This window comes from Bacillus sp. FSL R5-0431 (assembly GCF_038002985.1).
Lineage (GTDB): Bacteria > Bacillota > Bacilli > Bacillales > Bacillaceae > Bacillus.
On record NZ_JBBOOG010000001.1, the window covers coordinates 695858 to 716503 of the forward strand.

The 20646-nt window shown below is 41.6% G+C and carries 21 protein-coding genes and 1 pseudogene; 14 read left to right on the forward strand and 8 right to left on the reverse strand.

Going from position 1 to position 20646, the window contains the following annotated elements; genetic code table 11:
- Nucleotides 1-108: 108 nt before the first annotated feature.
- Nucleotides 109-558, forward strand: a pseudogene (locus MKZ03_RS03335) (SMI1/KNR4 family protein); the annotation flags it as partial.
- 132 nt (nucleotides 559-690) lie between these two features.
- Here MKZ03_RS03335 and MKZ03_RS03340 read toward each other — a convergent pair.
- Complete coding sequence (locus MKZ03_RS03340; RefSeq protein ID WP_106061759.1) at nucleotides 691-1455, reverse strand: MurR/RpiR family transcriptional regulator; 765 nt, start codon at nucleotides 1453-1455, stop codon at nucleotides 691-693.
- A gap of 148 nt (nucleotides 1456-1603) precedes the next feature.
- Here MKZ03_RS03340 and MKZ03_RS03345 point away from each other — a divergent pair, with 148 nt between their 5' ends.
- Nucleotides 1604-3193 carry an alpha-glucoside-specific PTS transporter subunit IIBC gene (locus MKZ03_RS03345; protein WP_106043762.1) on the forward strand — a complete coding sequence of 530 codons (1590 nt, stop codon included), beginning with the start codon at nucleotides 1604-1606 and terminating at the stop codon, nucleotides 3191-3193.
- Between the two features lie 17 nt (nucleotides 3194-3210).
- Nucleotides 3211-4536: a 6-phospho-alpha-glucosidase gene (locus MKZ03_RS03350; protein WP_307499261.1), complete on the forward strand. Its 1326-nt coding sequence runs from the start codon at nucleotides 3211-3213 to the stop codon at nucleotides 4534-4536.
- 148 nt (nucleotides 4537-4684) lie between these two features.
- Here the strand turns inward: MKZ03_RS03350 and MKZ03_RS03355 are convergent, their stop codons facing one another.
- Nucleotides 4685-5056, reverse strand: a complete 372-nt coding sequence (locus MKZ03_RS03355; RefSeq protein WP_034664610.1) for a hypothetical protein — start codon at nucleotides 5054-5056, stop codon at nucleotides 4685-4687.
- Nucleotides 5057-5237: 181 nt separating this feature from the next.
- Here MKZ03_RS03355 and MKZ03_RS03360 point away from each other — a divergent pair, with 181 nt between their 5' ends.
- Both MKZ03_RS03360 and MKZ03_RS03365 read left to right on the forward strand, forming a co-directional pair.
- The gene (locus MKZ03_RS03360; protein WP_307499262.1) at nucleotides 5238-5675 is read left to right on the forward strand and encodes an Rrf2 family transcriptional regulator; all 438 of its coding nucleotides are present in this window, start codon (nucleotides 5238-5240) and stop codon (nucleotides 5673-5675) included.
- A 64-nt stretch (nucleotides 5676-5739) separates the two neighbouring features.
- Nucleotides 5740-6654: an NAD(P)/FAD-dependent oxidoreductase gene (locus tag MKZ03_RS03365; RefSeq protein ID WP_341030932.1), complete on the forward strand. Its 915-nt coding sequence runs from the start codon at nucleotides 5740-5742 to the stop codon at nucleotides 6652-6654.
- Nucleotides 6655-6664: 10 nt separating this feature from the next.
- On the opposite strand, the gene MKZ03_RS03370 is transcribed toward MKZ03_RS03365, so the two are convergent.
- Nucleotides 6665-6871 (reverse strand): hypothetical protein, encoded by a 207-nt coding sequence (locus MKZ03_RS03370; RefSeq protein ID WP_282067467.1) that lies wholly within the window; start codon nucleotides 6869-6871, stop codon nucleotides 6665-6667.
- 113 nt (nucleotides 6872-6984) lie between these two features.
- On the opposite strand from MKZ03_RS03370, the gene MKZ03_RS03375 reads away from it, so the two are divergent.
- The gene (locus tag MKZ03_RS03375; RefSeq protein WP_341030936.1) at nucleotides 6985-7632 is read left to right on the forward strand and encodes a DUF3885 domain-containing protein; all 648 of its coding nucleotides are present in this window, start codon (nucleotides 6985-6987) and stop codon (nucleotides 7630-7632) included.
- A 33-nt stretch (nucleotides 7633-7665) separates the two neighbouring features.
- On the opposite strand, the gene MKZ03_RS03380 is transcribed toward MKZ03_RS03375, so the two are convergent.
- A complete protein-coding gene (locus MKZ03_RS03380; RefSeq protein WP_034664592.1) occupies nucleotides 7666-8994 on the reverse strand; it encodes a 6-phospho-beta-glucosidase in 1329 nt (442 codons plus the stop codon).
- Nucleotides 8995-9193: 199 nt separating this feature from the next.
- On the opposite strand from MKZ03_RS03380, the gene MKZ03_RS03385 reads away from it, so the two are divergent.
- Nucleotides 9194-9925, forward strand: coding sequence for a MurR/RpiR family transcriptional regulator (locus MKZ03_RS03385; RefSeq protein ID WP_034664588.1), 732 nt, complete (start codon nucleotides 9194-9196; stop codon nucleotides 9923-9925).
- Between the two features lie 17 nt (nucleotides 9926-9942).
- Here MKZ03_RS03385 and MKZ03_RS03390 read toward each other — a convergent pair whose 3' ends face one another.
- Entirely contained in the window at nucleotides 9943-11142 is a 1200-nt protein-coding gene (locus tag MKZ03_RS03390) for an MFS transporter (RefSeq protein WP_307499266.1), read from the reverse strand.
- Nucleotides 11143-11287: 145 nt separating this feature from the next.
- Here MKZ03_RS03390 and MKZ03_RS03395 point away from each other — a divergent pair, with 145 nt between their 5' ends.
- Nucleotides 11288-11767 carry an aminoacyl-tRNA deacylase gene (locus MKZ03_RS03395; RefSeq protein ID WP_060595726.1) on the forward strand — a complete coding sequence of 160 codons (480 nt, stop codon included), beginning with the start codon at nucleotides 11288-11290 and terminating at the stop codon, nucleotides 11765-11767.
- Nucleotides 11768-11800: 33 nt separating this feature from the next.
- Here the strand turns inward: MKZ03_RS03395 and MKZ03_RS03400 are convergent, their stop codons facing one another.
- Nucleotides 11801-12709: a LysR family transcriptional regulator gene (locus MKZ03_RS03400; RefSeq protein WP_341030939.1), complete on the reverse strand. Its 909-nt coding sequence runs from the start codon at nucleotides 12707-12709 to the stop codon at nucleotides 11801-11803.
- 103 nt (nucleotides 12710-12812) lie between these two features.
- On the opposite strand from MKZ03_RS03400, the gene MKZ03_RS03405 reads away from it, so the two are divergent.
- A complete protein-coding gene (locus MKZ03_RS03405) occupies nucleotides 12813-14015 on the forward strand; it encodes an MFS transporter (protein WP_307499269.1) in 1203 nt (400 codons plus the stop codon).
- A gap of 64 nt (nucleotides 14016-14079) precedes the next feature.
- Here the strand turns inward: MKZ03_RS03405 and MKZ03_RS03410 are convergent, their stop codons facing one another.
- Both MKZ03_RS03410 and MKZ03_RS03415 read right to left on the reverse strand, forming a co-directional pair.
- A complete protein-coding gene (locus tag MKZ03_RS03410; protein ID WP_341030941.1) occupies nucleotides 14080-15159 on the reverse strand; it encodes a DUF3900 domain-containing protein in 1080 nt (359 codons plus the stop codon).
- 198 nt (nucleotides 15160-15357) lie between these two features.
- Nucleotides 15358-15507 (reverse strand): DUF1540 domain-containing protein, encoded by a 150-nt coding sequence (locus tag MKZ03_RS03415; RefSeq protein ID WP_003213883.1) that lies wholly within the window; start codon nucleotides 15505-15507, stop codon nucleotides 15358-15360.
- A gap of 355 nt (nucleotides 15508-15862) precedes the next feature.
- Here MKZ03_RS03415 and rfbF point away from each other — a divergent pair, with 355 nt between their 5' ends.
- The 5 genes from rfbF to MKZ03_RS03440 are packed head-to-tail and all read left to right on the forward strand — an operon-like array spanning nucleotide 15863 to nucleotide 20644.
- The gene (rfbF, locus tag MKZ03_RS03420; RefSeq protein ID WP_106043758.1) at nucleotides 15863-16627 is read left to right on the forward strand and encodes a glucose-1-phosphate cytidylyltransferase; all 765 of its coding nucleotides are present in this window, start codon (nucleotides 15863-15865) and stop codon (nucleotides 16625-16627) included.
- A 4-nt stretch (nucleotides 16628-16631) separates the two neighbouring features.
- Nucleotides 16632-17603 (forward strand): GDP-mannose 4,6-dehydratase, encoded by a 972-nt coding sequence (locus MKZ03_RS03425; RefSeq protein ID WP_041816148.1) that lies wholly within the window; start codon nucleotides 16632-16634, stop codon nucleotides 17601-17603.
- Between the two features lie 12 nt (nucleotides 17604-17615).
- A complete protein-coding gene (locus MKZ03_RS03430) occupies nucleotides 17616-18527 on the forward strand; it encodes a putative nucleotide-diphospho-sugar transferase (protein ID WP_341030943.1) in 912 nt (303 codons plus the stop codon).
- Nucleotides 18524-19714 (forward strand): glycosyltransferase family 2 protein, encoded by a 1191-nt coding sequence (locus tag MKZ03_RS03435; protein ID WP_340971973.1) that lies wholly within the window; start codon nucleotides 18524-18526, stop codon nucleotides 19712-19714. Before MKZ03_RS03430 ends, MKZ03_RS03435 begins: the two co-directional genes overlap by 4 nt.
- Nucleotides 19715-20644 carry a putative nucleotide-diphospho-sugar transferase gene (locus MKZ03_RS03440; protein WP_106031361.1) on the forward strand — a complete coding sequence of 310 codons (930 nt, stop codon included), beginning with the start codon at nucleotides 19715-19717 and terminating at the stop codon, nucleotides 20642-20644.
- Nucleotides 20645-20646: the final 2 nt, after the last annotated feature.

Consider the following 20646-nt stretch of genomic DNA (forward strand, 5'->3'; position numbering starts at 1 on the left):
ATTGAAAAGAGGAGGGGAAGCCCTTCTCTTTTTTCTATGAATAGGACTATTAAACTAGTCGTCTCAAATGGTAAGATAAGATAGAAATAACAATTGGAGGTATTTTATTTGAAATCATTTTGGGATAAAGACAGAGAAAGTGAAGAGACATTTAAGAAAATCAATGAGAAAGGAATTGCAAAAGCAGAAAAGAAGCTAGGCGTCATCCTGCCTGATACATATAAGAAACTTATTCTTGAACAAAATGGCGGTTATACCTTGCATAATGCTTTTCCAACGGACCAGCCGAATGGATGGGCAGAGGATCATGTGTCATTTGATCATTTAAGAGGAATTGCTAAAAATGAAGGCATTATGGATAGTGATTATTTAATAGAAGAATGGGAATTGCCTGAGGGACTTGTGCTGATTTGTGGGGATGGTCATACGTGGATTGCATTGGATTATAGAGAAACAAAGGAGCATCCGCCCATTCATTACTTTGATCTAGAATATGAGACGGATTTTAAATTAGCGGATTCGTTTGATGAACTGCTTGCTGGGCATTATACTGCTGAATAACATTGAGCAGTCATCACTTATTTCAGAAAAATATTTTGGTGTTTTTTGAGAGAGACAAAAGTGTCTCTCTTTTTTATGAAGCAAAATGAATTATTTCACCACTTCACTCCAAAACTGTACCTATTATTTTTAAGTCCTATTATTCAATTGGTTCCATTTCCACTCACTAAATTTTCTTACGATAATATCTACCACAATGTAAAATGGCAGAAAGCTTGAGTTGTCCACTTTGTTATACAAAGGAAACGGGGTGCTGCTTACATAGATGTTAAACATGGCATTTTGTGCAAGGAGGTTATTCCTCAATGTGGTCATGCTGATAAATTTGATATGTCTAGTTTTCACCAATTGAATGATTTCATCTAAATTCTTCGATTCGCCTGATAAAGAAATGATAAATAAAAGGTCATCCTCACCAAATTCAACGATTCCATCTGTTAAGTCTCGCTTACTTCGTAAAACTTGAGATTTCTTATGCAGTGACCATAACTGTCGTTGTACATCATTGGCCAAATCGAGCTGAGCTGTTCCTGTACCATAAATATAAATATACGGTGCGCGATCAATCAGTTGATTTAATTGATGAAAGTCCAGCTGCTCCATATATTTCCTTGTCTGCTGGATATCTTGATCGAGCAGCTTCATTAAATCTTGTGTTGTTTCTTCAGTATGATTATTCAATTTCACATAAGACTTTAAGTCACTGTAGCCGTCGAAGCCTATTTTCTTGGCAAGCCGATGGATGGATGAGATGGAAGTATGAGCATAATGAGCAAGATCCTGAATTTTCATTGTCTTCATTTCTTCAAGGTGATCGTGAATCGTTTTAATAATGTGCAGATCATTCTTATTTAAATCTTCGAAGTATTCATTTACCAGCTTGTCCAATATCATGCGATGTGCCCTCCAACATGAAAATATTTTCTTCCTGTGAAAATATAATCTAATGTTACAACTTGATTTCTAAATACGTCAAACCTATTGGTTTTTGTAAGCGCTCCCTTTACAGTGGTCTTATGGATCAAACAAAGGGGTGATGCTTATGAATGCAATCAAGCGATTTGGCAGTGCTATGGTAGTTCCTGTACTTTTATTCGCATTTTTTGGTATTGTTGTAGGCCTTGCGACTTTATGTAAGAATCCAGCGATTATGGGGGAAATGGCTGCAGAAGATACGATGTGGTATAAGGTTTGGGCACTGATTGAAAGCGGGGGATGGACGATCTTCAATCATATGGAGCTGGCATTTGTGATTGGATTACCCATCTCTCTTGCAAAAAAAGCGCAAGCACGTGCTACGCTCGCAGCTTTGATGATTTATCTTGTGTTTAACAATTATATTCATGCTATTTTGACACTTTGGCCGTCCACTTTTGGTGTTGATTTATCGCAAGGTGTCGAGAATGTAGCGGGTGTAAAAGAAATTGCGGGTATACCTACGCTCGATACAAGTATCATTGGTGCGGTTATGATATCTGGAATCGTGATTTGGATCCATAATCGTTTTTATGATCAAAAGCTGCCTGAAATGCTCGGGATTTTCCAGGGGCTTGTATTTGTTGTCATCATCGGATTCTTTGTGATGATTCCTATTGCTTTTATCGTTGCTTTTGTATGGCCCTATGTTCAGCAAGGGATTCAATCTCTCCAAGGGTTCATGTCACAGTCTGGATATATTGGTGTCTGGCTGTTTCATTTCTTGGAAAGGGTGTTAATTCCAACAGGACTTCACCATTTTATTTATACACCTTTTGAGTTTGGTCCAGCGGCTGTAAATGGGGGGTTAAAACCATATTGGATTGCTCACTTAAATGAATTTGCGACCTCAACTTCCGATTTGAAAAATCTTTATCCATACGGATTTTTACTGCATGGAAATATTAAGATGTTCGGCTGTTTAGGGATAGCTCTAGCGATGTATTTTTCTACCCCGAATGAAAATAGAAAAAAGGTTTTGGCATTGGTGTTACCCGCCACATTAACAGCAATATTTGCCGGAATTACAGAACCACTTGAATTTACATTTCTATTTCTCGCACCTTATTTATTTGTGATACATGCACTTCTTGGAGCCACCATGGTGACAATCATGAATATGTTTGGTGTTGTCGGAATGATGGGTTCCGGGCTTATTGAGATAGCTGCATTGAACTGGATTCCGCTCTCTTCAAATCATGGAGGGATTTATCTGATCCAAGCCATGATTGGATGTCTATTTACAGCATTGTATTTTGTCATATTTAGATGGATGATTGTGAAATTTGATATTCCATTACCAGGTCGAAAACATGAGGAGGAGACTAGGCTATATACAAAACAAGATTATGAGAATGCTAATAAAAAGGGTCATGACAAAAAGGAAGCGCCCGTTTATGCGTCTGAGTATGAAGAGAAAGCCGTTTATTTCTTAGAAGGCCTTGGCGGTAAAGAAAACATTAAAGATGTGACAAACTGTGCCACGCGTCTGCGTATTACAGTGATTGACCCTAGCTTGGTGAAAGATAGGGAATACTTTACAAAAAATAAACTGGCACACGGAATGGCTAAGAGTGGTCAAAGCATTCAAATCATTGTTGGCTTAAGTGTACCGCAAGTGAGAGAGTCCTTTGAGGCAAAACTTTCATTTAATTGAAAAAGGAGCTGGATATAATGAAAACATTTAATATTACCATTGCTGGAGGCGGAAGTACATTTACACCAGGGATCATTTTGATGCTGTTAAACTATTTAGAGGAGTTCCCAATTCATACAATTAAACTCTATGATAATGATGCAGCTAGACAAAAGACGATTGCAGATGCATGTGAGATTATGTTAAAAGAACGAGCACCAGAAGTGCGATTACTGGCAAGCACGGACCCAGAAGAAGCCTTTACTCAAGTCGATTTTGTGATGGCACATATCCGTGTCGGCAAATATGCAATGCGTGAATTAGATGAGAAAATTCCATTGAAGCATGGAGTCGTCGGACAGGAAACATGCGGTCCAGGCGGAATAGCTTACGGAATGAGGTCCATTCCAGGTGTATTAGAACTTGTCGATTATATGGAAAAATACTCACCTGAAGCTTGGATGTTAAACTATTCTAACCCTGCAGCTATAGTCGCAGAGGCAACACGTAAGCTAAGACCGAATTCCAAGATTTTAAACATATGCGATATGCCGATTGGAATCGAAGAATTAATTGCAAAGAATTTAGGCTTATCTTCACGTAAAGAACTGGAAGTAGATTACTATGGTTTGAATCATTTTGGCTGGTGGACAGATATTCGGGATAAAGCAGGAAATAGCTTAATGCCTGAGGTGATTAAGCATGTAAGCCAGCATGGTTATGCAACAGATGGAACATCTGAACTAGAACAGCAGAAGAGCTGGAACAGCACATTAAAAAAGGCTAAAGATATTCAAGCACTTGATCCAAAAACGGTACCGAATACGTATTTGAAATACTATCTATTTCCAGATGAAGAAGTGGCACATTCAAACATAGAGTTCACGCGTGCCAATGAAGTGATGGAGGGGCGAGAAGCTTTTGTTTTTAGTGAATGTCAGGCCATCATTGATAAAGGGAGTGCGAAGGAAACAAAGCTAACCATCGATGAACACGCTTCCTATATCGTTGATTTAGCAAGAGCCATTGCTTTTAATAAAAAAGAACGGATGCTGATGATTGTAGAGAACAATGGCGCCATCATGAACTTTGACCCAACAGCCATGGTCGAAATTCCTTGTATCGTTGGCAGCAACGGTCCAGAAAAATTAGTGGTTGGAGAAATTCCTAGATTTCAAAAAAGTCTCATGGAGCAGCAAGTTGGCGTAGAAAAATTAGTAGTAGAAGCATTTGAAGAAGGTTCCTATCAAAAACTATGGCAGGCCATCACATTATCGAAAACGGTGCCGAGTGCTAAAGTAGCAAAAGATATTTTAGACGACTTAATTGTGGCAAATAAAGCATTTTGGCCAGAGTTAACATAACACGAGGATAAGCAATATGGGCGTTACATCGCTCATATTGCTTATTTGTTTTTTCAACCGATGTATTCCGCTTTTTTTGTGATGGCGACAAAGCGGTTTTCACTGGGTACTAAAAGACCCCCTCGTCAAAAAGGGGGTCATCATTTCCTTACTCTGCACTCTCCTCAACCTCACGGCTATCCTCTGTTTCACCAATATAAATTGGACCGTTTGCGTGGTCGAGTCGGATTGGCCATTCGTATGGAATTTGAAGTCGTTTAGCAATACCTCTCCAGAATTTTGTAGAATCATATTCGAATTCTTGGAAGTCTTTTAATAAGTCTTTGTAAGACGAGCCATCAAATTGAATGAACATGTCTTGAAGGCGCATGAACGCGACATGTCTCACTTCTAATGCTGCCGCAGCTTCCATCTCTTCTTCTGTTGCTTCACCAATGATTGTTCCTGCGGGCGGAAGCATGTCGTATACATTGAATTCCTCTTCTTCTTCGTGTGCTGCATTGTGCTGTTGATCTGACATTTTCTTCACTCCTTCTAGTTTTCATCAAAATTTGATTCGTGCTTACCTTTATTATCGGAAGAAAATGCGAAATGTGGAATGAAAAAAGAAGCAGAACCACAACACTTGCTTTTTCTTCTTGAATCTTTTATGATCAATTAAAGATATAAAAGGTCTATAATAGATAGAAAGGAATGTTCCCATGAAATATTCTAAAGCGACCAACTATGCACTTCATACGATGGTGTTTTTAACTCTTGCTCCGAAGGGGAAAGCAATTGGCGTTGAGCCTCTTGCTAAAATGCAAGATCTTTCACCCACCTATTTATCTAAAATTTTAACAAAGCTTGTAAAGGCAGGATTGATTGAATCAACACCTGGTGCAAAAGGTGGTTACGCCATTATGAAAAAGAAGGAAGACATTTCGTTTTTAGACGTCATTCAGGCTGTAGAAGGGCAAACGAATTTGTTTCGCTGTTCTTTAGAGCATGATTCTTTCATGCCTCATGATGACTGTTTGATTGAACAGGTCATGCAGGATGTTGAAACAAAAATGCAGGAGACGTTAAGTCAAAAGCGGTTAGTTGATATTGCAAGCCAAATTGAGCAGACAGAAAAGAATCCATTTTTCAACATGTGATTTTTTTGAACTAATTATAGATATTAAGAGTCTTTAAAATCTTTAATAAAAAGGAGAGATTTACATGTTATTAGATTGTGCCATTATCGGAGGCGGGCCAGCCGGATTAAGTGCAGCACTTGTTGTGGGGCGGGGCAGAAAACAGGTCATTGTATTCGATGACGAGATGCCAAGAAATCGAGTGACACAGGAATCACATGGATTTATTACAAACGATGGAATGACACCGTTTGAGATCAGACAAGCGGGAGAGGCAGATATTCAAAACTACCCTCATATTCAAATAAAGCGAAGCAGAATTGTTGAGATACAAAACAATGAGGACAACTTTACGTTACTGACACAAGAGGGAGAAAGATTCGAAGCGAAGAAAATCATATTGGCAACAGGACTTCAGGATATACTGCCAGAGATTAAGGGAATTCATGACGTGTATGGAAAGACGTTGTTTAGCTGTCCTTTCTGCGATGGTTGGGAGCTAAAGGACAAGCCGCTTGCCCTAATTGCTGAGAATCCACGCGCCTTGCATATGGCTAAACTTCTTTCCAATTGGACAAAGGATTTGATCGTGTTTACGAATGGGCAGCAAGTGTTAGCTGAAGAGGAGAAGGCACTGCTATCAGCACATTCTATTCAAGTCATTGATGTACCGATTATGTCAATCGATCATGACAATGGGCAGCTGCACTCTCTCCAACTTGCGAATGGGGAGACAGTGAAAAGAGAAGGGGGGTTTGTCGCAAGTGATTTCAAGCAGTCAGCTCCATTTGCTGAAAAACTTGGCTGCCAAATGACGAAAAATGCGGGCATTGAAACAGATATTCTTGGACGTACAACCGTCAGCGGTGTCTTTGCATGCGGTGACAATTTAGGCGGCCCTGCTCAGCTTGTATTTGCAGCAGCTGCTGGAAGCCAGGCAGGAATGGGCGTCATCCATGAACTTGTGCAAGAGGAATTTCAACAAAAAACATCTCTATGAAAAGAGATGTTCAGCGATGAGCGGTTTTCCGTTTTGCTAAGACGTGAGCTGCCCATTCAAAAAGTGCGTAGATGACAAAGAAAATAAGGATCCAGCTGCTGGCATCGACCCATACATTGGTGATATGAATGATGTTCGCCTGATCAAGTCCAGTCTGTACCCACATAGTGATCAGTGCTGTAAGGAACACTTGTAAAAACCTTGTTGATGTTTTCAATTGGTCACACCTCCATCTCTTTCCATCATATAAGAAATGACAGTTTATTTCCAATTGTTTTCCCATCAGTTTCAACGGTAAAATAAGAAATAAAATCAATGGAAGGACATGACATGAGCGATCAAACAAATAGCTTTTTAAAAAGTCATTTCCCTGATCTTATCCTCACACCGCCCCTTTTTTATCAATGGCCTTTTGGGCTTCGCTTTGAAGTGGCAGATTGGTCATTAGGAAAGGAATCAGTTGTATTAGAAAAAGCGGGGGATCGTGCTTTGGAGATTGTGAAATATGCTTTTGACCCAGAAGACGATATTCTGCTTGTAACGGATGTCTATACGCAGCATGAACATGAATTAACGAAGCAAAAGCTCCTAGTTTATCAGAAATATGTCCGCCGGCAAGTACGCAGCCGATTGCGTCACGAGCTTTTGACCTATGTACGACCAGAAATAGATGACCCACTGACATTGGAGAGATTTACACTGAAATGCCGGCTGCAAGATATTCGATTGCGTCCGCTACTACAAGCCATGTGCCGAGAGGATTTCTATGCACCGAATCAAATCATGAAGGGGAAGCTTGATTATGAAATTTATCTCATCAATCTCTCGAAACAGATGATTTTCCACTTATATGATGATCGAGGCTGTGATCTCATAGCGTCAGATTCTAAGCGTCTTCGGCCAGTCTATGAGGGCTTACAGCACTGGCTATTAGACTATGATCGTGCTCAGATGGACCGGCTGTTTGCAGCGAAATAAGAAAACCGCACTTTTGACAAGTGCGGTTCTGTTTTATGCTTCTACTTTATTGAAGAACTGTGGTAAATATTCTTTGTGTGCTTCTAGCATTTCATCGAGGATGCTTTTTGCAATCGCATCTGATGGGACGAGCGGGTTGATCGTCATTGCGACAAGGGCTGTGTTGTAATCGCCTGTCACGGCTGCTTCAGCGGCAACACGTTCAAAGGATTTAATTTGAGAAATGAGTCCTTTGACAGCGACTGGCATTTCACCAACAGCGATTGGTTTAGGACCGTCTTTTGTGATGACGCAGTTGAGTTCAACGGCAGAATCATTTGGAATGTCACTGATGGCACCATTGTTGATGGTGTTCACAGGCTGAATGTCATGCTTGTCGTTATAAATGGATGCAATCAAGTTACAAGCCGCATCACTGTAGTAAGCACCGCCTCGTTTTTCAAGCTGTGGCGGTTTGATATCAAGATCAGGATCTTTGTAAAGCTCGAACAGGTCATTTTCTAGTGCACGAACGACTTCTGCACGAGTACCTTCATTCTCTGCTGCTTTCTTTTCTTCAGCCAGCATATCACTTGTTTTGTAGTAGTAGCGGTGATATGGACATGGAATGACGCCAAGCCCTTTTAAGAAATCTGCATTCCACGGAATGGCTTGAATGTTGTTCATCGACATGCTGGAGTTTGGATCTGCCATGTCTTCGATGACTTGATCCATGATGCTTTTGCCATCTAAGAATACATTGAGTCCAAAGACCATATGGTTTAATCCAGCAAAGCTGACTTCGACTCTGCTTGCGTCTACATCAAGTCCTTTGGCGATTCCCATGCGAATACCGATTGGCACGTTGCATAAGCCAACGACTTTGCGATGGTTTGAATAGCGAAGAACGGCTTCTGTGACCATACCAGCTGGGTTGGTGAAATTCACAAGCCATGCGTCTGGGCACAGTTCTTCAATATCTTTGACAATATCAAGAATGACTGGAATGGTGCGAAGTCCTTTGAATAGACCTCCTGGACCATTCGTTTCTTGACCAATGACATCATATTTTAAAGGAATGCGTTCATCCTTCATACGTGCTTCAAGAAGTCCGACACGGAATTGTGTTGTGACGAAATCAGCGCCCGCAAGCGCTTTCCGGCGATCTAATGTTAAATGAACCTCGATTGGAAGTCCTGCCTTTTTCACCATGCGTTTTGCAAGATTTCCGACGATTTCAAGCTTCTCTTTTCCCGCTTCAATATCGACAAGCCAAAGCTCGCTAATCGGAAATTCATCGTATCGTTTAATAAATCCTTCTACAAGCTCTGGTGTATAGCTTGATCCTCCGCCAATTGTGACAACCTTTAATCCTTTTGCCATGTGCTGCACCTCCGAATAATGTAACGCGCAATGTTATAATAGAGAAAAGCCAATTCTTTTGTCTGTACATCTATAGCTTATCGTGAGAGCATCTAGTGCGTAAATGACTTCAGCGTCTTTAGGCAAGGGTGTCTCATTTAGAGATTTGTTACATAAAAGAAACACATTGTGACATGCTGTTGGAGAAAGGGGAAGTCAGATGTTTTCAAGTGAGGTCATTTCAAGCTTTAATGAACTAGAAAGCGCTTTATACCGATATATCATGGAAAACAGTGAAAAGGTCGTGTATATGAGAATTCGGGATTTAGCAGATGCTGCCCATATTTCCACCTCGTCTGTCCTTCGCTTTTGCCGAAAAGTGAATTGTGAAGGCTTTTCAGAGTTTAAAGTGAAACTCAAAATGTATTTAGAATCAGAGCAGACACCTACTTTAAAAAGCACACAGCACTTTCTATATGAATTTATTGAACGCACACTGAAAGGGGACTTTGAAGGGAAAATTAAGGAGGCAGCAAGGCTCATTGCCGATGCAAAAAATGTGCTGTTTATCGGAACTGGCAGCTCTGGTATTTTGGCACAGTATGGGGCTAGGTATTTTTCGAGTCTTGAGAAATTTTCATTTTACATCAATGATCCGTTTTTCCCGATGAATATGCAGTATTTAGACAATAGTGTCACCATTGTGCTGTCTGTATCAGGGGAGAACCGTATTACGATTGATCATATTTCGAAGTTAAAAAGAGAAGGAAGCAAAATCATTAGTATTACAAACAATCAGCACTGTACGATTTCGCGCATTTCCGATTTAAATATTGCTTATTACGTGACAGACGAACGGGTTCACAGAGCCAATATTACGACACAGACGCCAGTTGTGTATATTTTAGAAGCGATGGCTCGTGACATGTTCGCGATGTTAAAGGAAAAGTAAAAGAGCCGCTGCATGAATCAGCCGCTCTTTTTTTTCTGCCTCATAAAAGCGAGGATGGCAATCCCCGAACAGATGAGCACAAACAAACCGCCTAGCAAATACACAGTCCTCGCTCCGAATGCATCTGCAATCAATCCAACAAAGAAAATAGATAAACCGACAGATACAGAAGAAAGGACGTAATGAGCCGAGTACACCTTTGATAAATCTCGGACGGGCGTTTCCGTTTGAAGAATGGTTTGCTGCGAAACATCCCGAATTTGATAAGCAGGCCCCATCAAAATACAAAGCAGTAAAGCAAGCCACGGCAGGCTGTTCAGTGAAAAGACAATAGTCAGCACCGCATAAATGAATGAACCAGCTGCCATAAAGAGAAGAAGCTGCTTTTGAATCAACCGGCTTATCCACGCAGCCAAGAGCCCGCCTAGAATGGCGCCTGTATAATAAGCGCCGTTGATAAAACCCCACCATTCCTCACTTTCGTTTAAATCATGGGTGACAAAGGCAAGGGTAATCGCCCCGATCCACACAGCACCCGCTATATTTTCACAGACATCCATAAAGGTCAGGGTGCGAATTGTTTTGTTTGTCCAAATGATCGTCCAGCCATCCTTGAAACTGTTCATCTTATTTGCTTTTCGAACGGTGTCTTCTTGCTTAAGAAGAGGAAATACAGGGGTGAAAAACAAATAAGACAACACAATCATAAAACAAGTGATCCACATTAAATAAAAGGGACCAATGAACAGGACAAGCATTCCAGTAAAAGAATAGCCGGCGATTTGCACCGTTTGATGAAAAATGGAGGCTGTACTGTTCGCTTTCACAAGCTGATTTGCTGGCACAAGCATCGGCATGATGGCCTGTAATAAAGGACTGATGAACCCGCCTGTGATGGAAATGAGAATAAGCGCACCTAACAGCCAGACCATATGCTGCTGAAAGAAATGAAATTGGGCTGTAAACACGATGAGCATCACAAGACGTAAAAGAGGGACCCATTTCAACAGCCGGCCCGCTTGAAAGTGATCGGTCAAAACAGGAGAGATGAGCCCGGCTAATAGCTGGCATAGCGTTCTTATTAGCGGAAATAGAGCCGCATAGGCAACAGATTGTGTATCTTGATAGATCACAAACGTGATCGTCATCACAAATAGAATATCACTTAGCATGAGAAGGCTTTTACTGCCTGTATAATACCAAAACTTGTTTCCCATATCCAACCGGCTCCTTTTCAAAAACAAGTTCAGTATAGCATGGTGATGAAGGACCTAGAGGCTTTTCATTGAAAAATACATCTTAAGGATGAGAGGATTGTGATAAGCTAAATGAAAGACATCGCAAGGAAAGGGGTTCAAATCAATGAAAGTACTACCGGCACATGAATTCTTGAATCAGCACAGCATCCCATATGAGATCAAAGCATTTTCTTCCGAAACAGAGAAGGGAGCAGCAAATGTAGCAGCAGCCCTTGGTTTTCGTGAAAGACAAATGATCAAAACATTGATTTTTGAAACAGGGGAAGGGGAGCAGCTGCTTGTGATGGTTGGCGCAGACCAGCATATTAAGTCAGGGAAACTAAAGAAAGCGGCCGGCTCTCGTAATATTAAAATGGCATCACCAGAGAAGGTTCTGGAAGTGACGGGCTACCGAATTGGCTCGATACCGCCATTTTGCTGGCAGCCAGAAGGCTTCCGCACCATCATCGAAGCTTCGTTATTAGAGGAAGAGGTATTAGGTGTTGGAGCAGGCGAATGGGGAAATGAAATCCTCATCACACCAGAACAATTAGTGAAAGCCTCAAAGGCTGTACCGTATGACATTGTTCAACCAGCCGAATAGAAAAAAATGCCTGTTTCTTATGCAGGCACTTTTTTAATTTGCAGCAGGCGCCTTAAATGGACCGATATCTTTCATTTGCAGAAAGGCATCCACTGTTCTATTTTCTTCAAGATCATTCGCCCGTTTGCAGATAACAACGGGTCTGACGATTTCTATGCCTTCGATATATACGCGCCCAATCTCTTTCCGCTTGAGACTGCCTTGAACCGCATCACGGGGAACAAGTGTGATCCCATAGCCAGCTTTGATCATTTGAATCGCTTCATGAACACCGCTGAATTGTAAATCAACAGTCGGTTTTTTAATTCCTTTCGAGGTGAAAAGGGAAAAGAGCTTATCTCTTGTGGAGCTGCCTTCTTCACGCATCAAAAAAGGCTCCAGGCTCAGGCGCTCTAGCGGGACGGTTTTTCCGTTTAACGGATGGTCTGCTGGCACAATAAAATCATAGCTTAAATTCGTCAAATGGGAGGTAACGATCTCCTCATGATGCAAATCTTCAATTACAGCGATGGCCACATCTGATTCATATTGAAGCAGGCTGTCTATCACTTGAGCGGAGTTTCCGCTTTTTAATTCGATTTCTGTCTGTGGTGATGACGTTTTAAAAGCAGCGAGCCAATCAGGCAGTAAAAAGTTGAGTGGTACGTAGGTAGAAGCGATGCGGAGGTGCCCCTTTTTCCCGTTTTGTAATAGTGTGATCTGATATTCTACTTCCTTTTCAGCCTCGAACACTTGCCGGGCATAAGGATACAGCATCTTTCCCATTTCTGTGAGCGTAATTCCTCGGCCGTTTCGTTTAAAAAGGCGAAAACCGATCTCTCGTTCAATGCTTCTAAGCTGAGCCGTCACAGCTGGCTGTGTCAAAGATAGTGCGTCTGCTGTTTGTGTGACGCTTTTAGTCTCTGCGACCTTTGCAAAAATCCGAAGGGCATGTAAATTCAACTTTGCACCACCTATCAATTATTTTAATGGTTTAATCAAAAACATTCATTAGATTTATTATAAAGCATCCCTTATCGTAAAGATAGCGAAGGGGGAAGGGAAAATGGATCATCGTCAAAAGCAAGTTGTGTCAATATCGCTCATCACAGCATTTGCACTTATTGGGGATTCAATGCTCTATATTGTTCTTCCAGTCTATTGGAAAGAGATTGGTTTATCATCCATTTGGGAGGTCGGATTACTGCTGTCCATCAACCGATTCATTCGCATCCCGCTAGCGCCTGTCGTATGGTGGCTCTATCGATATATCCCCATGAAGACCGGTGTATTGATGGCGATTTTGATCGCGTCAGTGACCACGATATTATATGGGGTGAGCGGTTTTTGGCTGCTGCTGATCTGCCGCTGCGCATGGGGACTTGCTTGGACGTTACTCCGTATGAGCGGGATGAGGGTTTTGGCTGAAATGGACGAAGGCTCACAAGGACATTTGACGGGTCTTTATAATGGGCTTTACCGGCTTGGCAGTTTATTTGGCATGTTATTTGGCGGGATTTTCGCCAGCTTGATCGGCTTCCAGTCCATGACGCTTGTCTTTGGGTTACTCACATTGATAGGGTGCGTTTTTTATGTATCTTTGGATGAAATTGAAAAGAGAGAAGGCACGCAGATGTATCATGGCATCAAACAGAAGTGGTTTGCACGAGATGTTGTAAAAGTACTGATAACAGGCATGCTGGTCGCACTTATTATACAAGGTTTATTCGCATCCACGCTGAGTCATGTCATTGAAGCAAAGATCGATCAGGATGAATTTGCTCTATTTGGCTTTGTCATCGGAGCTTCGGTTTTAAGCGGTGTCATTCAAGCAATCAGGTGGGGGTGGGAACCATTTGTCGCACCGAGAACAGGCAAATGGTTTGATCGGCTTGTGATGAAGGAACGAATGCTATGCTGGATGTTTCTTTCATTTGGAGGGCTCAGTTTTCTTGGGGTCATGCTGAAGGTAAGCGGCTGGTTCCTATTGATGCTGCTTTTGATTCAGCTGCTGGCAACGATTGTAACAACGTTCACCGATACACTTGCCTTTCAAAAAGCCTCTGCTCAAACAGATAAGAACCGCTTTCTCGCAAGCTATTCTTTTGTTCAAGATATGGGTGCTGCTTTAGGGCCTTTGTGCGGATATACGTTGATTCAGTTTTTCGGAACAAACAGTGTCTTTTGGCTGATGCTCATCATAAGCTTAATGCTTGTCAGCATGTGGGCAAGAGACGGGCAGCTGCATGTTTCTTCTGGTGCAGTGTAAAAAATGAAGCGTTATATAAAAAAACTGCCTCATGCAGCTGATCGCAGGAGGCAGTCATATTCTCTTATTCTATGTCTGAATCGTAGGCTTTTTGCGTCAGGTGGCTGACCACCTCTTTTAATCCATTTGGTTTATGGAATTCAACAGGTGTGCTTCCTTTTTCGAAGACGATTTGGTCTGCTTCAACGAGCAAGACATATCGATTGTTGACCTTCGCAATATGGATCGAGTGGCCAAAGTCCGCTAGAAGTCCTTTGATTTCTGTTTCACCTAGACGCATTTTCATTGTGATATCAGGGGTTTGTTCCACAATGTGAGAAGCTGCTAGTGTGACCTGTTCTGTATCGAGTGTTTCTCTAATTTCTCGTTTTTCACTCGCTTCCCATTTTTCAAGATCCTCTTCGAACTGCTTTAATTCTTCACTTTCATCCTGTAATGTTTCAAATACTTGTTCCTGCACCATATTCATGACCTGTGATTTCATGATTTCAGGCATAGATTCCCCGTATTCGACGAATTTCAGAAAGTCCTCAAAATAACGCGCATGTGAGGATTGGTGAATTTTCACTTCGGCTTCCTCTGTCATGCCCTCTTCTGGCATAAACGGATATTGAATCGATTTCATATTTTTTGTTGTAATGGCCATTTCGACTTTTTTGATCAAGGTAGATGTATCAGCGATAGAAGCCACTTTCTGTTCAAAATCGCATTTCATAATAAAGACAAAGGAGTCATCAAAATATTTTTTAGGGACAGCAGACGCAACTAAAAAAACGCCGCCTCTGACAGCACTTGTATCTAAATACGTGCGAACAAACTGTTCGCTGCATTCATTAAATACTTCTTTTGTATCTGCAAATCTCGTCTGATGAAATAAATTGTAGTTTGGATTTGAATCGAGTTCATGACCGGGTTCGACAACGAATCGGCCAATTTTGGTCGGTACTTGTTCAGATTTAGGGTGTCTGTCCACTTTTCGTTTGACGATTTTTTTTAGCTCACCATCTAAAAAGTCCTTCAGCTCACTTTGTTCAAATTCCTCTTGATCTAATGTTTGATAATGCTTGAACCGTTTATTTGCTTGTTCATCTTTGCCTTCGATTTCTACGACAAAGAATGATAGAAAACGTATCGTAAAATCCATTGATTGGTCACCACTTTTTCTTCTTCGGATATGTTGAGTATAGAAAAAGGAGTGAAAATCGTCAACGAATGGAGAAATATCGTGTCACTATTTCCCGAGAAATGTTTAGTGAAAAACACTTGATAATAATTATCATTCTTGATAGAATGATAAAAGAAAAGAAGGAACCTGCCAGTTCCTTCATCTCAGAAAAACAACTTATTTTGTTTCAAATGTTTCGCAATCAGTTTCGGCATTGCGAGTCACATCAGTCATTGTGTTTTTACCAATTTTAATGGTAGAAGCAGTACAGCTGTTATCAGCCCAAAAACGGCAAGAGTTCACTTCACAAAGTACGTTTTGTGCCATGAGAATTCACCTCCGTGATTCATATTGAGAATGAAGCAAGCTGCCACTTAAATTCATTCCATCTAGTAGTCTCTTTATAAAAAGAGGCTGTTTGTGCTGATGATGCACATGTTTATCATACCATCTACCCTGATAATATACAATTTAAACTTTGAAAGAGCGAGAATACAAATCTCGCTCTTTTTTTATTTGTAAAAATAGTTAAATGCTAGGTGGCACCATCTCTCATTTCGACATATGAATAGAGTAGATTCAAAACCTGATGTCGGACAAAGTCTGAGGGTACATGTACTGATTTTCCGCATAAAGATAAGGTTTTCAATCAAAAATTTTCATAGAGAGATGAGGGGAGAAGATGAAAGCAGTCATTCTCTGCGGAGGAAAGGGAACGAGAATGAGTGAGGTCACACAAGCGCTTCCTAAACCACTTGCTATGATCGGAGATCGGCCTATTCTATGGCATATTATGAAAATCTATCAGTATTACGGAGTAGATGAGTTTATCTTATTGCTTGGATATAAAGGAGAGAAGATCAAAGAATATTTTCTGAACTACGACTGGCGGCATCACAGCATGCAGCTGGATATGGCAACAGGAGAAATGAAGCTTTTAGGAAAGTCAGAGAACTGGAAAATCACCTTTTTAGATACGGGTGAGGAGACGATGACAGGCGGACGGTTAAAGCAGGCGCAGGACTACATTGGGGATGAGACATTCATGATGACGTATGGTGATGGACTTGCCAATATCAATATGTTTCATCTGCTGAAGCGTCATCAGGATCTTGGGGCAGCTGCGACTGTCACAGGAATTGAAAAGAAGTCCCAGTACGGGACACTGAAGGTGTATAACGGGATGGCACAATCCTTCTCTGAGAAGACAGACAGTGTCGGGATGATCAATGGAGGGTTTTTTGTGTTGTCTCCAAAGGTATTTGACTATTTGACAGACGGTGATCAATGCGTGTTTGAAGCGGAGCCTCTGCAAAATCTGGCGAATGATGGAGAGCTTGCGGTTTATGAGCACCACGGATTTTGGACAGCGATCGATACGTATAAGAACCTGAAGGAAATCAATGGCATGTGGACAAATGGAAAACAACCATGGAAGGTTTGGTGACGGCATGAGCGGATTTTGGAATGGGAAAAACGTATTTGTGACTGGATGTACAGGACTATTGGGAAGCTATCTCGTCAAGGAATTGATTGATCAAGGTGCAAACGTAACTGGACTTGTGCGTGATCAGGTGCCTCGATCGAATTTATATCAAGGCAGTCAATTCGAAAAGATGAATGTGGTGCAAGGTGCATTGGAGGATATGCAAACGATTGAACGTGCGTTAGGAGAATACGAAATTGATACTGTCTTCCATTTGGCGGCGCAGGCCATTGTTGGGGTCGCAAATAGACACCCTGTTTCTACATTTGAAGCCAATATTTTAGGGACATGGAATGTACTGGAGGCTTGCAGAAGACAGCCGCTGATCAAACGAGTCATCGTGGCATCAAGTGATAAAGCATACGGCGATCAGGAGCAGCTTCCATACGATGAAGACATGCCGCTAAATGGGAAACATCCGTATGATGTATCGAAGAGCTGTGCAGATTTAATTTCTCACACGTATTACAACACATATGGTCTTCCGGTTTGTATTACACGCTGCGGCAATTTATACGGGGGCGGGGATTTAAATTTCAACAGAATCATTCCGCAAACCATCCAGCTTGTGTTAGAAGGAGAGGCACCGGAAATTAGAAGTGACGGGACATTTATTCGTGATTACTTCTACATTGAAGATGCAGTCAAGGCTTATTTGCTGCTAGCTGAGAAGATGGAGGAAAAAGGGCTCGCTGGAGAAGCATTTAACTTTAGTAATGAAATTCAGCTGACGGTGCTTGAGCTTGTGGATAAGATTTTAAAGGCAATGGGCAGTGAACTGAAGCCGCGTATTTTAAACCAAGGAACGCATGAGATTAAGCATCAATATTTGTCGGCAGAAAAGGCGAGAAAGCTGCTTGATTGGAAGCCTGACTACTCCATTGATGAAGGTTTAGAGAAGACGATTGAATGGTACCGCGAATTCTTTCAAAAATAGAGGTGTAAGTAGATGAACAGCATATATTGTACGGTTCTATCGAGTGGAAGACTTTATCAAGCCATTGCGTTTTTCTTATCATTGAAGCAAGTAGAAGATGATGCTGTCATCAAGACGTTATGTATGGATGATGCTGCATTTGATCTGCTTCATCAAATGAATTTTCCTCATGTCGATCTTGTTCATGTACGGGAGCTCGAAACGCCGGAGCTGCTGGATAAAAAAGAGGAACGGGATGCCTCGGAATATTGCTGGACATTAAAGCCGATTTGGATTGAGTGGTTATTTGAACAGGAGCAGGCAGAGGGCGTAACCTATCTTGATGCGGATTTGTTCTTTTATGAGAGCCCGCAAGTGATTTTTCAACATCAGCCGGATGCCTCTGTTTTACTCTCGAGAGGGGATATTGTGATTCCGAGCTTCGATCCCGAGGAAGTGAAGATGCTTCAGAAGCTATTAGGCCGCTATAACTCAGGCTTCCTGCATTTTAAAGGAGATGAAGCCGGCCGGAAATGCCTCAGCTGGTGGAAAGAAGAATGCCTGAAGGAATGCAAAAATGCGCCGGGCGAAGGCAAGTTTGGCGATCAAGGATATCTCGATCATATGCCGAAGCTGTTTGAAAAAGTGGAAGATATTCAAACAAAAGGCGTGAATATTGGTCATTGGAACTATGGGCAACATTCTTATCGGGAAGAGAATGGACGTATTTTGCTGGAGGATGGGCATCCGCTCATTTGCTATCATTTCAGCGGCTTTCGCATCGTGAGCAAGGATGAGATGCAGCAAATTCATGAAAAAGGGAGAAATGATCTGCCGTTTTTCCAAGAAGCCTATCGAAACGTGCTGCGCCATGTGATTGAATCTGTTAAGCAGGTCGATCCGCTGTTTAACGGCTATGCCAAATTGGAGGGGGATGACGCATGAATGAGAAGCCAAAGGTAAGCGTCATTATTCCAAGCTATAATGCCAAAGAGCGTTTAGAAGGGAGTCTTTTTTCCTTAACGCTTCAGGATACGGATATTCCATTTGAGGTGATTGTCGCTGATAATGGGTCAACGGACGGCACGATGGAAATGCTTGAGAACATTGAGGTGAATTTCCCGTTTAAAAAGGTACGTATTCCTGTCAATCAAGGGATTGCCAAGGGTCGCAATCATGCCATTCGCGAGGCGGAGGGAGACCTGCTGATATTCCATGACAGCGATATGCTGGCAGAGCCGCAATTTATTCAAAAGCATGCGGAGGCACATGCTGTTCATGAGGACCTTGTCATTTGTGGTGTATGCTGGAAGCGGATTTATCGTTATTTTTACGAAGCATTTGATAAGGATCATATCAATCGGTTGAAAAAGCAAGGCTTGTATAAGCGGAAAATGAAAGATAAAACGCCTCTTTTATCAATGAAGGAAGTTGAAAATGGTGCATTTCTAGAGAAAAGCTTCGATTTGCAGTCTGAGTTTATTGATATTCTCAAAGACATTTTGCGCACGTATAACTATGATTTAGGCTCTTATGAGCTGCCGTGGCGATTTTTTATTACGAATAACTCCTCTGTCAAACGTAAGCATGTCATGGCACTCGGGATGTTTGATGAAAATATCGTTCGGTACGGGTTTGAAGATTATGATTTAGGAATTCGTCTGCATCAGCTTGGTCTCTCGTTTGAATTGCGAGAGGATATCATGAGTGTGCATCAGGAGCATCCAAGTAATTTAACGTCATTTGATGACATCAAATATAATATTTTGTATATGTGCGAGAAGTACAACAATATTGATGCCATTGATGTCCATTTGGCTTTCTCTGGTCCATTTTCTCACACCGTCACAAATGACATTGTGAAAGAGGTCCGGCAGCTGCGTGAAAATCTGGCATTCGATGGTCTGCTTTCTTATTTTTTAGAGCTGCTTCATTTGATCACAGAGCGGAATGTAGGCATCAAACGCGATAAAAAAGATCAGCTGACAGCAAAGCATGTCCCTTTGAAAAAGCTGTCAGAGGCAGCGCAGCTTGCACGGCAGGAATATGGCTGCACAGTGCTTGTAGAAGCCATTCAAGGGCTGACGAAAGAGCTATTACGCGTTGATTTGTTTCAAGTGGATGTGTTGTAGATGGCATCTTATCATTTTACAACCATTGTGTCGAATACCCATATTTTTAAGCTTTTGGCGCTGATTCATTCGCTTGAACAAACCGCCCATTCATTCAAGTTGTCGGTTTTATGTGCGGACCCTTTGGCTTACAAAGTGTTAAGTGAATTCCCTCATCCGCACGTTCAATATGAACAGCTTGAAGACATTGAAGATGACACGCTGCGAAAGGCAAAAGATGATCGGACGTTCCATGAGTATTGCTGGACGTTAAAGCCTGCTTTTCTGCTCAAAATCCTTGAGTCCTCAGAAGCGGATTATCTCGCCCATTTGGATACGGATTTGTATTTTTATCATGATCCAGAGGCGGTATTTGCAGAGAATCCACTCGCTCATTTATTTTTGACGGATCATATGAATTCCAAGCGGTTCTATCACTTTTATGAGTTGTCTGGCCGCTTTAATACTGGATTTGTCGGCTGCCGCAACACAGACGTTGCCAAACAGGCGGTCACACAATGGAAGGAAAACTGTCTTGCACACTGTACAGTAGAAATGGATACAGAAAATAAGACGTATGGAGATCAGCGGTATGTTGAAAGATGGATCGATGATTTTGAAGGGGTCCATGTGGTGACATCTAAAGGAGCCAATGCCGCCATTTGGAATATTGAAAACTACAAGTTTTCAGTTGTGAAAGGGGATATGTATCTCGACGAATATCCACTCTTGTTCTATCATTTTTCTGCCTTTACGATCATTGATGAGAATACCTTTAATCTTAATTGGTATTACTATATGACAGAACAAAATCTAGTGGATCATCTATATATTCCGTATGCCGATTTGGTTCATCAAAAAATTAAACAGGTGCAAAAGGTCTTTCCAGAATTTCAGCAAGGGTTTATTGCAAAGAAGCACGTTCCTGACACGCATTTTTATGAGATATGAAA

What these genes read in the sequence shown, in the direction of transcription:
- MKZ03_RS03340 (WP_106061759.1), bottom strand. Translation starts at nt 1,455, where the DNA reads ATGATATTGGACAAGCTGGTAAATGAATACTTCGAAGATTTAAATAAG.
- MKZ03_RS03345 (WP_106043762.1), top strand. Translation starts at nt 1,604, where the DNA reads ATGAATGCAATCAAGCGATTTGGCAGTGCTATGGTAGTTCCTGTACTT.
- MKZ03_RS03350 (WP_307499261.1), top strand. Translation starts at nt 3,211, where the DNA reads ATGAAAACATTTAATATTACCATTGCTGGAGGCGGAAGTACATTTACA.
- MKZ03_RS03355 (WP_034664610.1), bottom strand. Translation starts at nt 5,056, where the DNA reads ATGTCAGATCAACAGCACAATGCAGCACACGAAGAAGAAGAGGAATTC.
- MKZ03_RS03360 (WP_307499262.1), top strand. Translation starts at nt 5,238, where the DNA reads ATGAAATATTCTAAAGCGACCAACTATGCACTTCATACGATGGTGTTT.
- MKZ03_RS03365 (WP_341030932.1), top strand. Translation starts at nt 5,740, where the DNA reads ATGTTATTAGATTGTGCCATTATCGGAGGCGGGCCAGCCGGATTAAGT.
- MKZ03_RS03375 (WP_341030936.1), top strand. Translation starts at nt 6,985, where the DNA reads ATGAGCGATCAAACAAATAGCTTTTTAAAAAGTCATTTCCCTGATCTT.
- MKZ03_RS03380 (WP_034664592.1), bottom strand. Translation starts at nt 8,994, where the DNA reads ATGGCAAAAGGATTAAAGGTTGTCACAATTGGCGGAGGATCAAGCTAT.
- MKZ03_RS03385 (WP_034664588.1), top strand. Translation starts at nt 9,194, where the DNA reads ATGTTTTCAAGTGAGGTCATTTCAAGCTTTAATGAACTAGAAAGCGCT.
- MKZ03_RS03390 (WP_307499266.1), bottom strand. Translation starts at nt 11,142, where the DNA reads ATGGGAAACAAGTTTTGGTATTATACAGGCAGTAAAAGCCTTCTCATG.
- MKZ03_RS03395 (WP_060595726.1), top strand. Translation starts at nt 11,288, where the DNA reads ATGAAAGTACTACCGGCACATGAATTCTTGAATCAGCACAGCATCCCA.
- MKZ03_RS03405 (WP_307499269.1), top strand. Translation starts at nt 12,813, where the DNA reads ATGGATCATCGTCAAAAGCAAGTTGTGTCAATATCGCTCATCACAGCA.
- MKZ03_RS03410 (WP_341030941.1), bottom strand. Translation starts at nt 15,159, where the DNA reads ATGGATTTTACGATACGTTTTCTATCATTCTTTGTCGTAGAAATCGAA.
- MKZ03_RS03415 (WP_003213883.1), bottom strand. Translation starts at nt 15,507, where the DNA reads ATGGCACAAAACGTACTTTGTGAAGTGAACTCTTGCCGTTTTTGGGCT.
- rfbF (WP_106043758.1), top strand. Translation starts at nt 15,863, where the DNA reads ATGAAAGCAGTCATTCTCTGCGGAGGAAAGGGAACGAGAATGAGTGAG.
- MKZ03_RS03425 (WP_041816148.1), top strand. Translation starts at nt 16,632, where the DNA reads ATGAGCGGATTTTGGAATGGGAAAAACGTATTTGTGACTGGATGTACA.
- MKZ03_RS03430 (WP_341030943.1), top strand. Translation starts at nt 17,616, where the DNA reads ATGAACAGCATATATTGTACGGTTCTATCGAGTGGAAGACTTTATCAA.
- MKZ03_RS03435 (WP_340971973.1), top strand. Translation starts at nt 18,524, where the DNA reads ATGAATGAGAAGCCAAAGGTAAGCGTCATTATTCCAAGCTATAATGCC.
- MKZ03_RS03440 (WP_106031361.1), top strand. Translation starts at nt 19,715, where the DNA reads ATGGCATCTTATCATTTTACAACCATTGTGTCGAATACCCATATTTTT.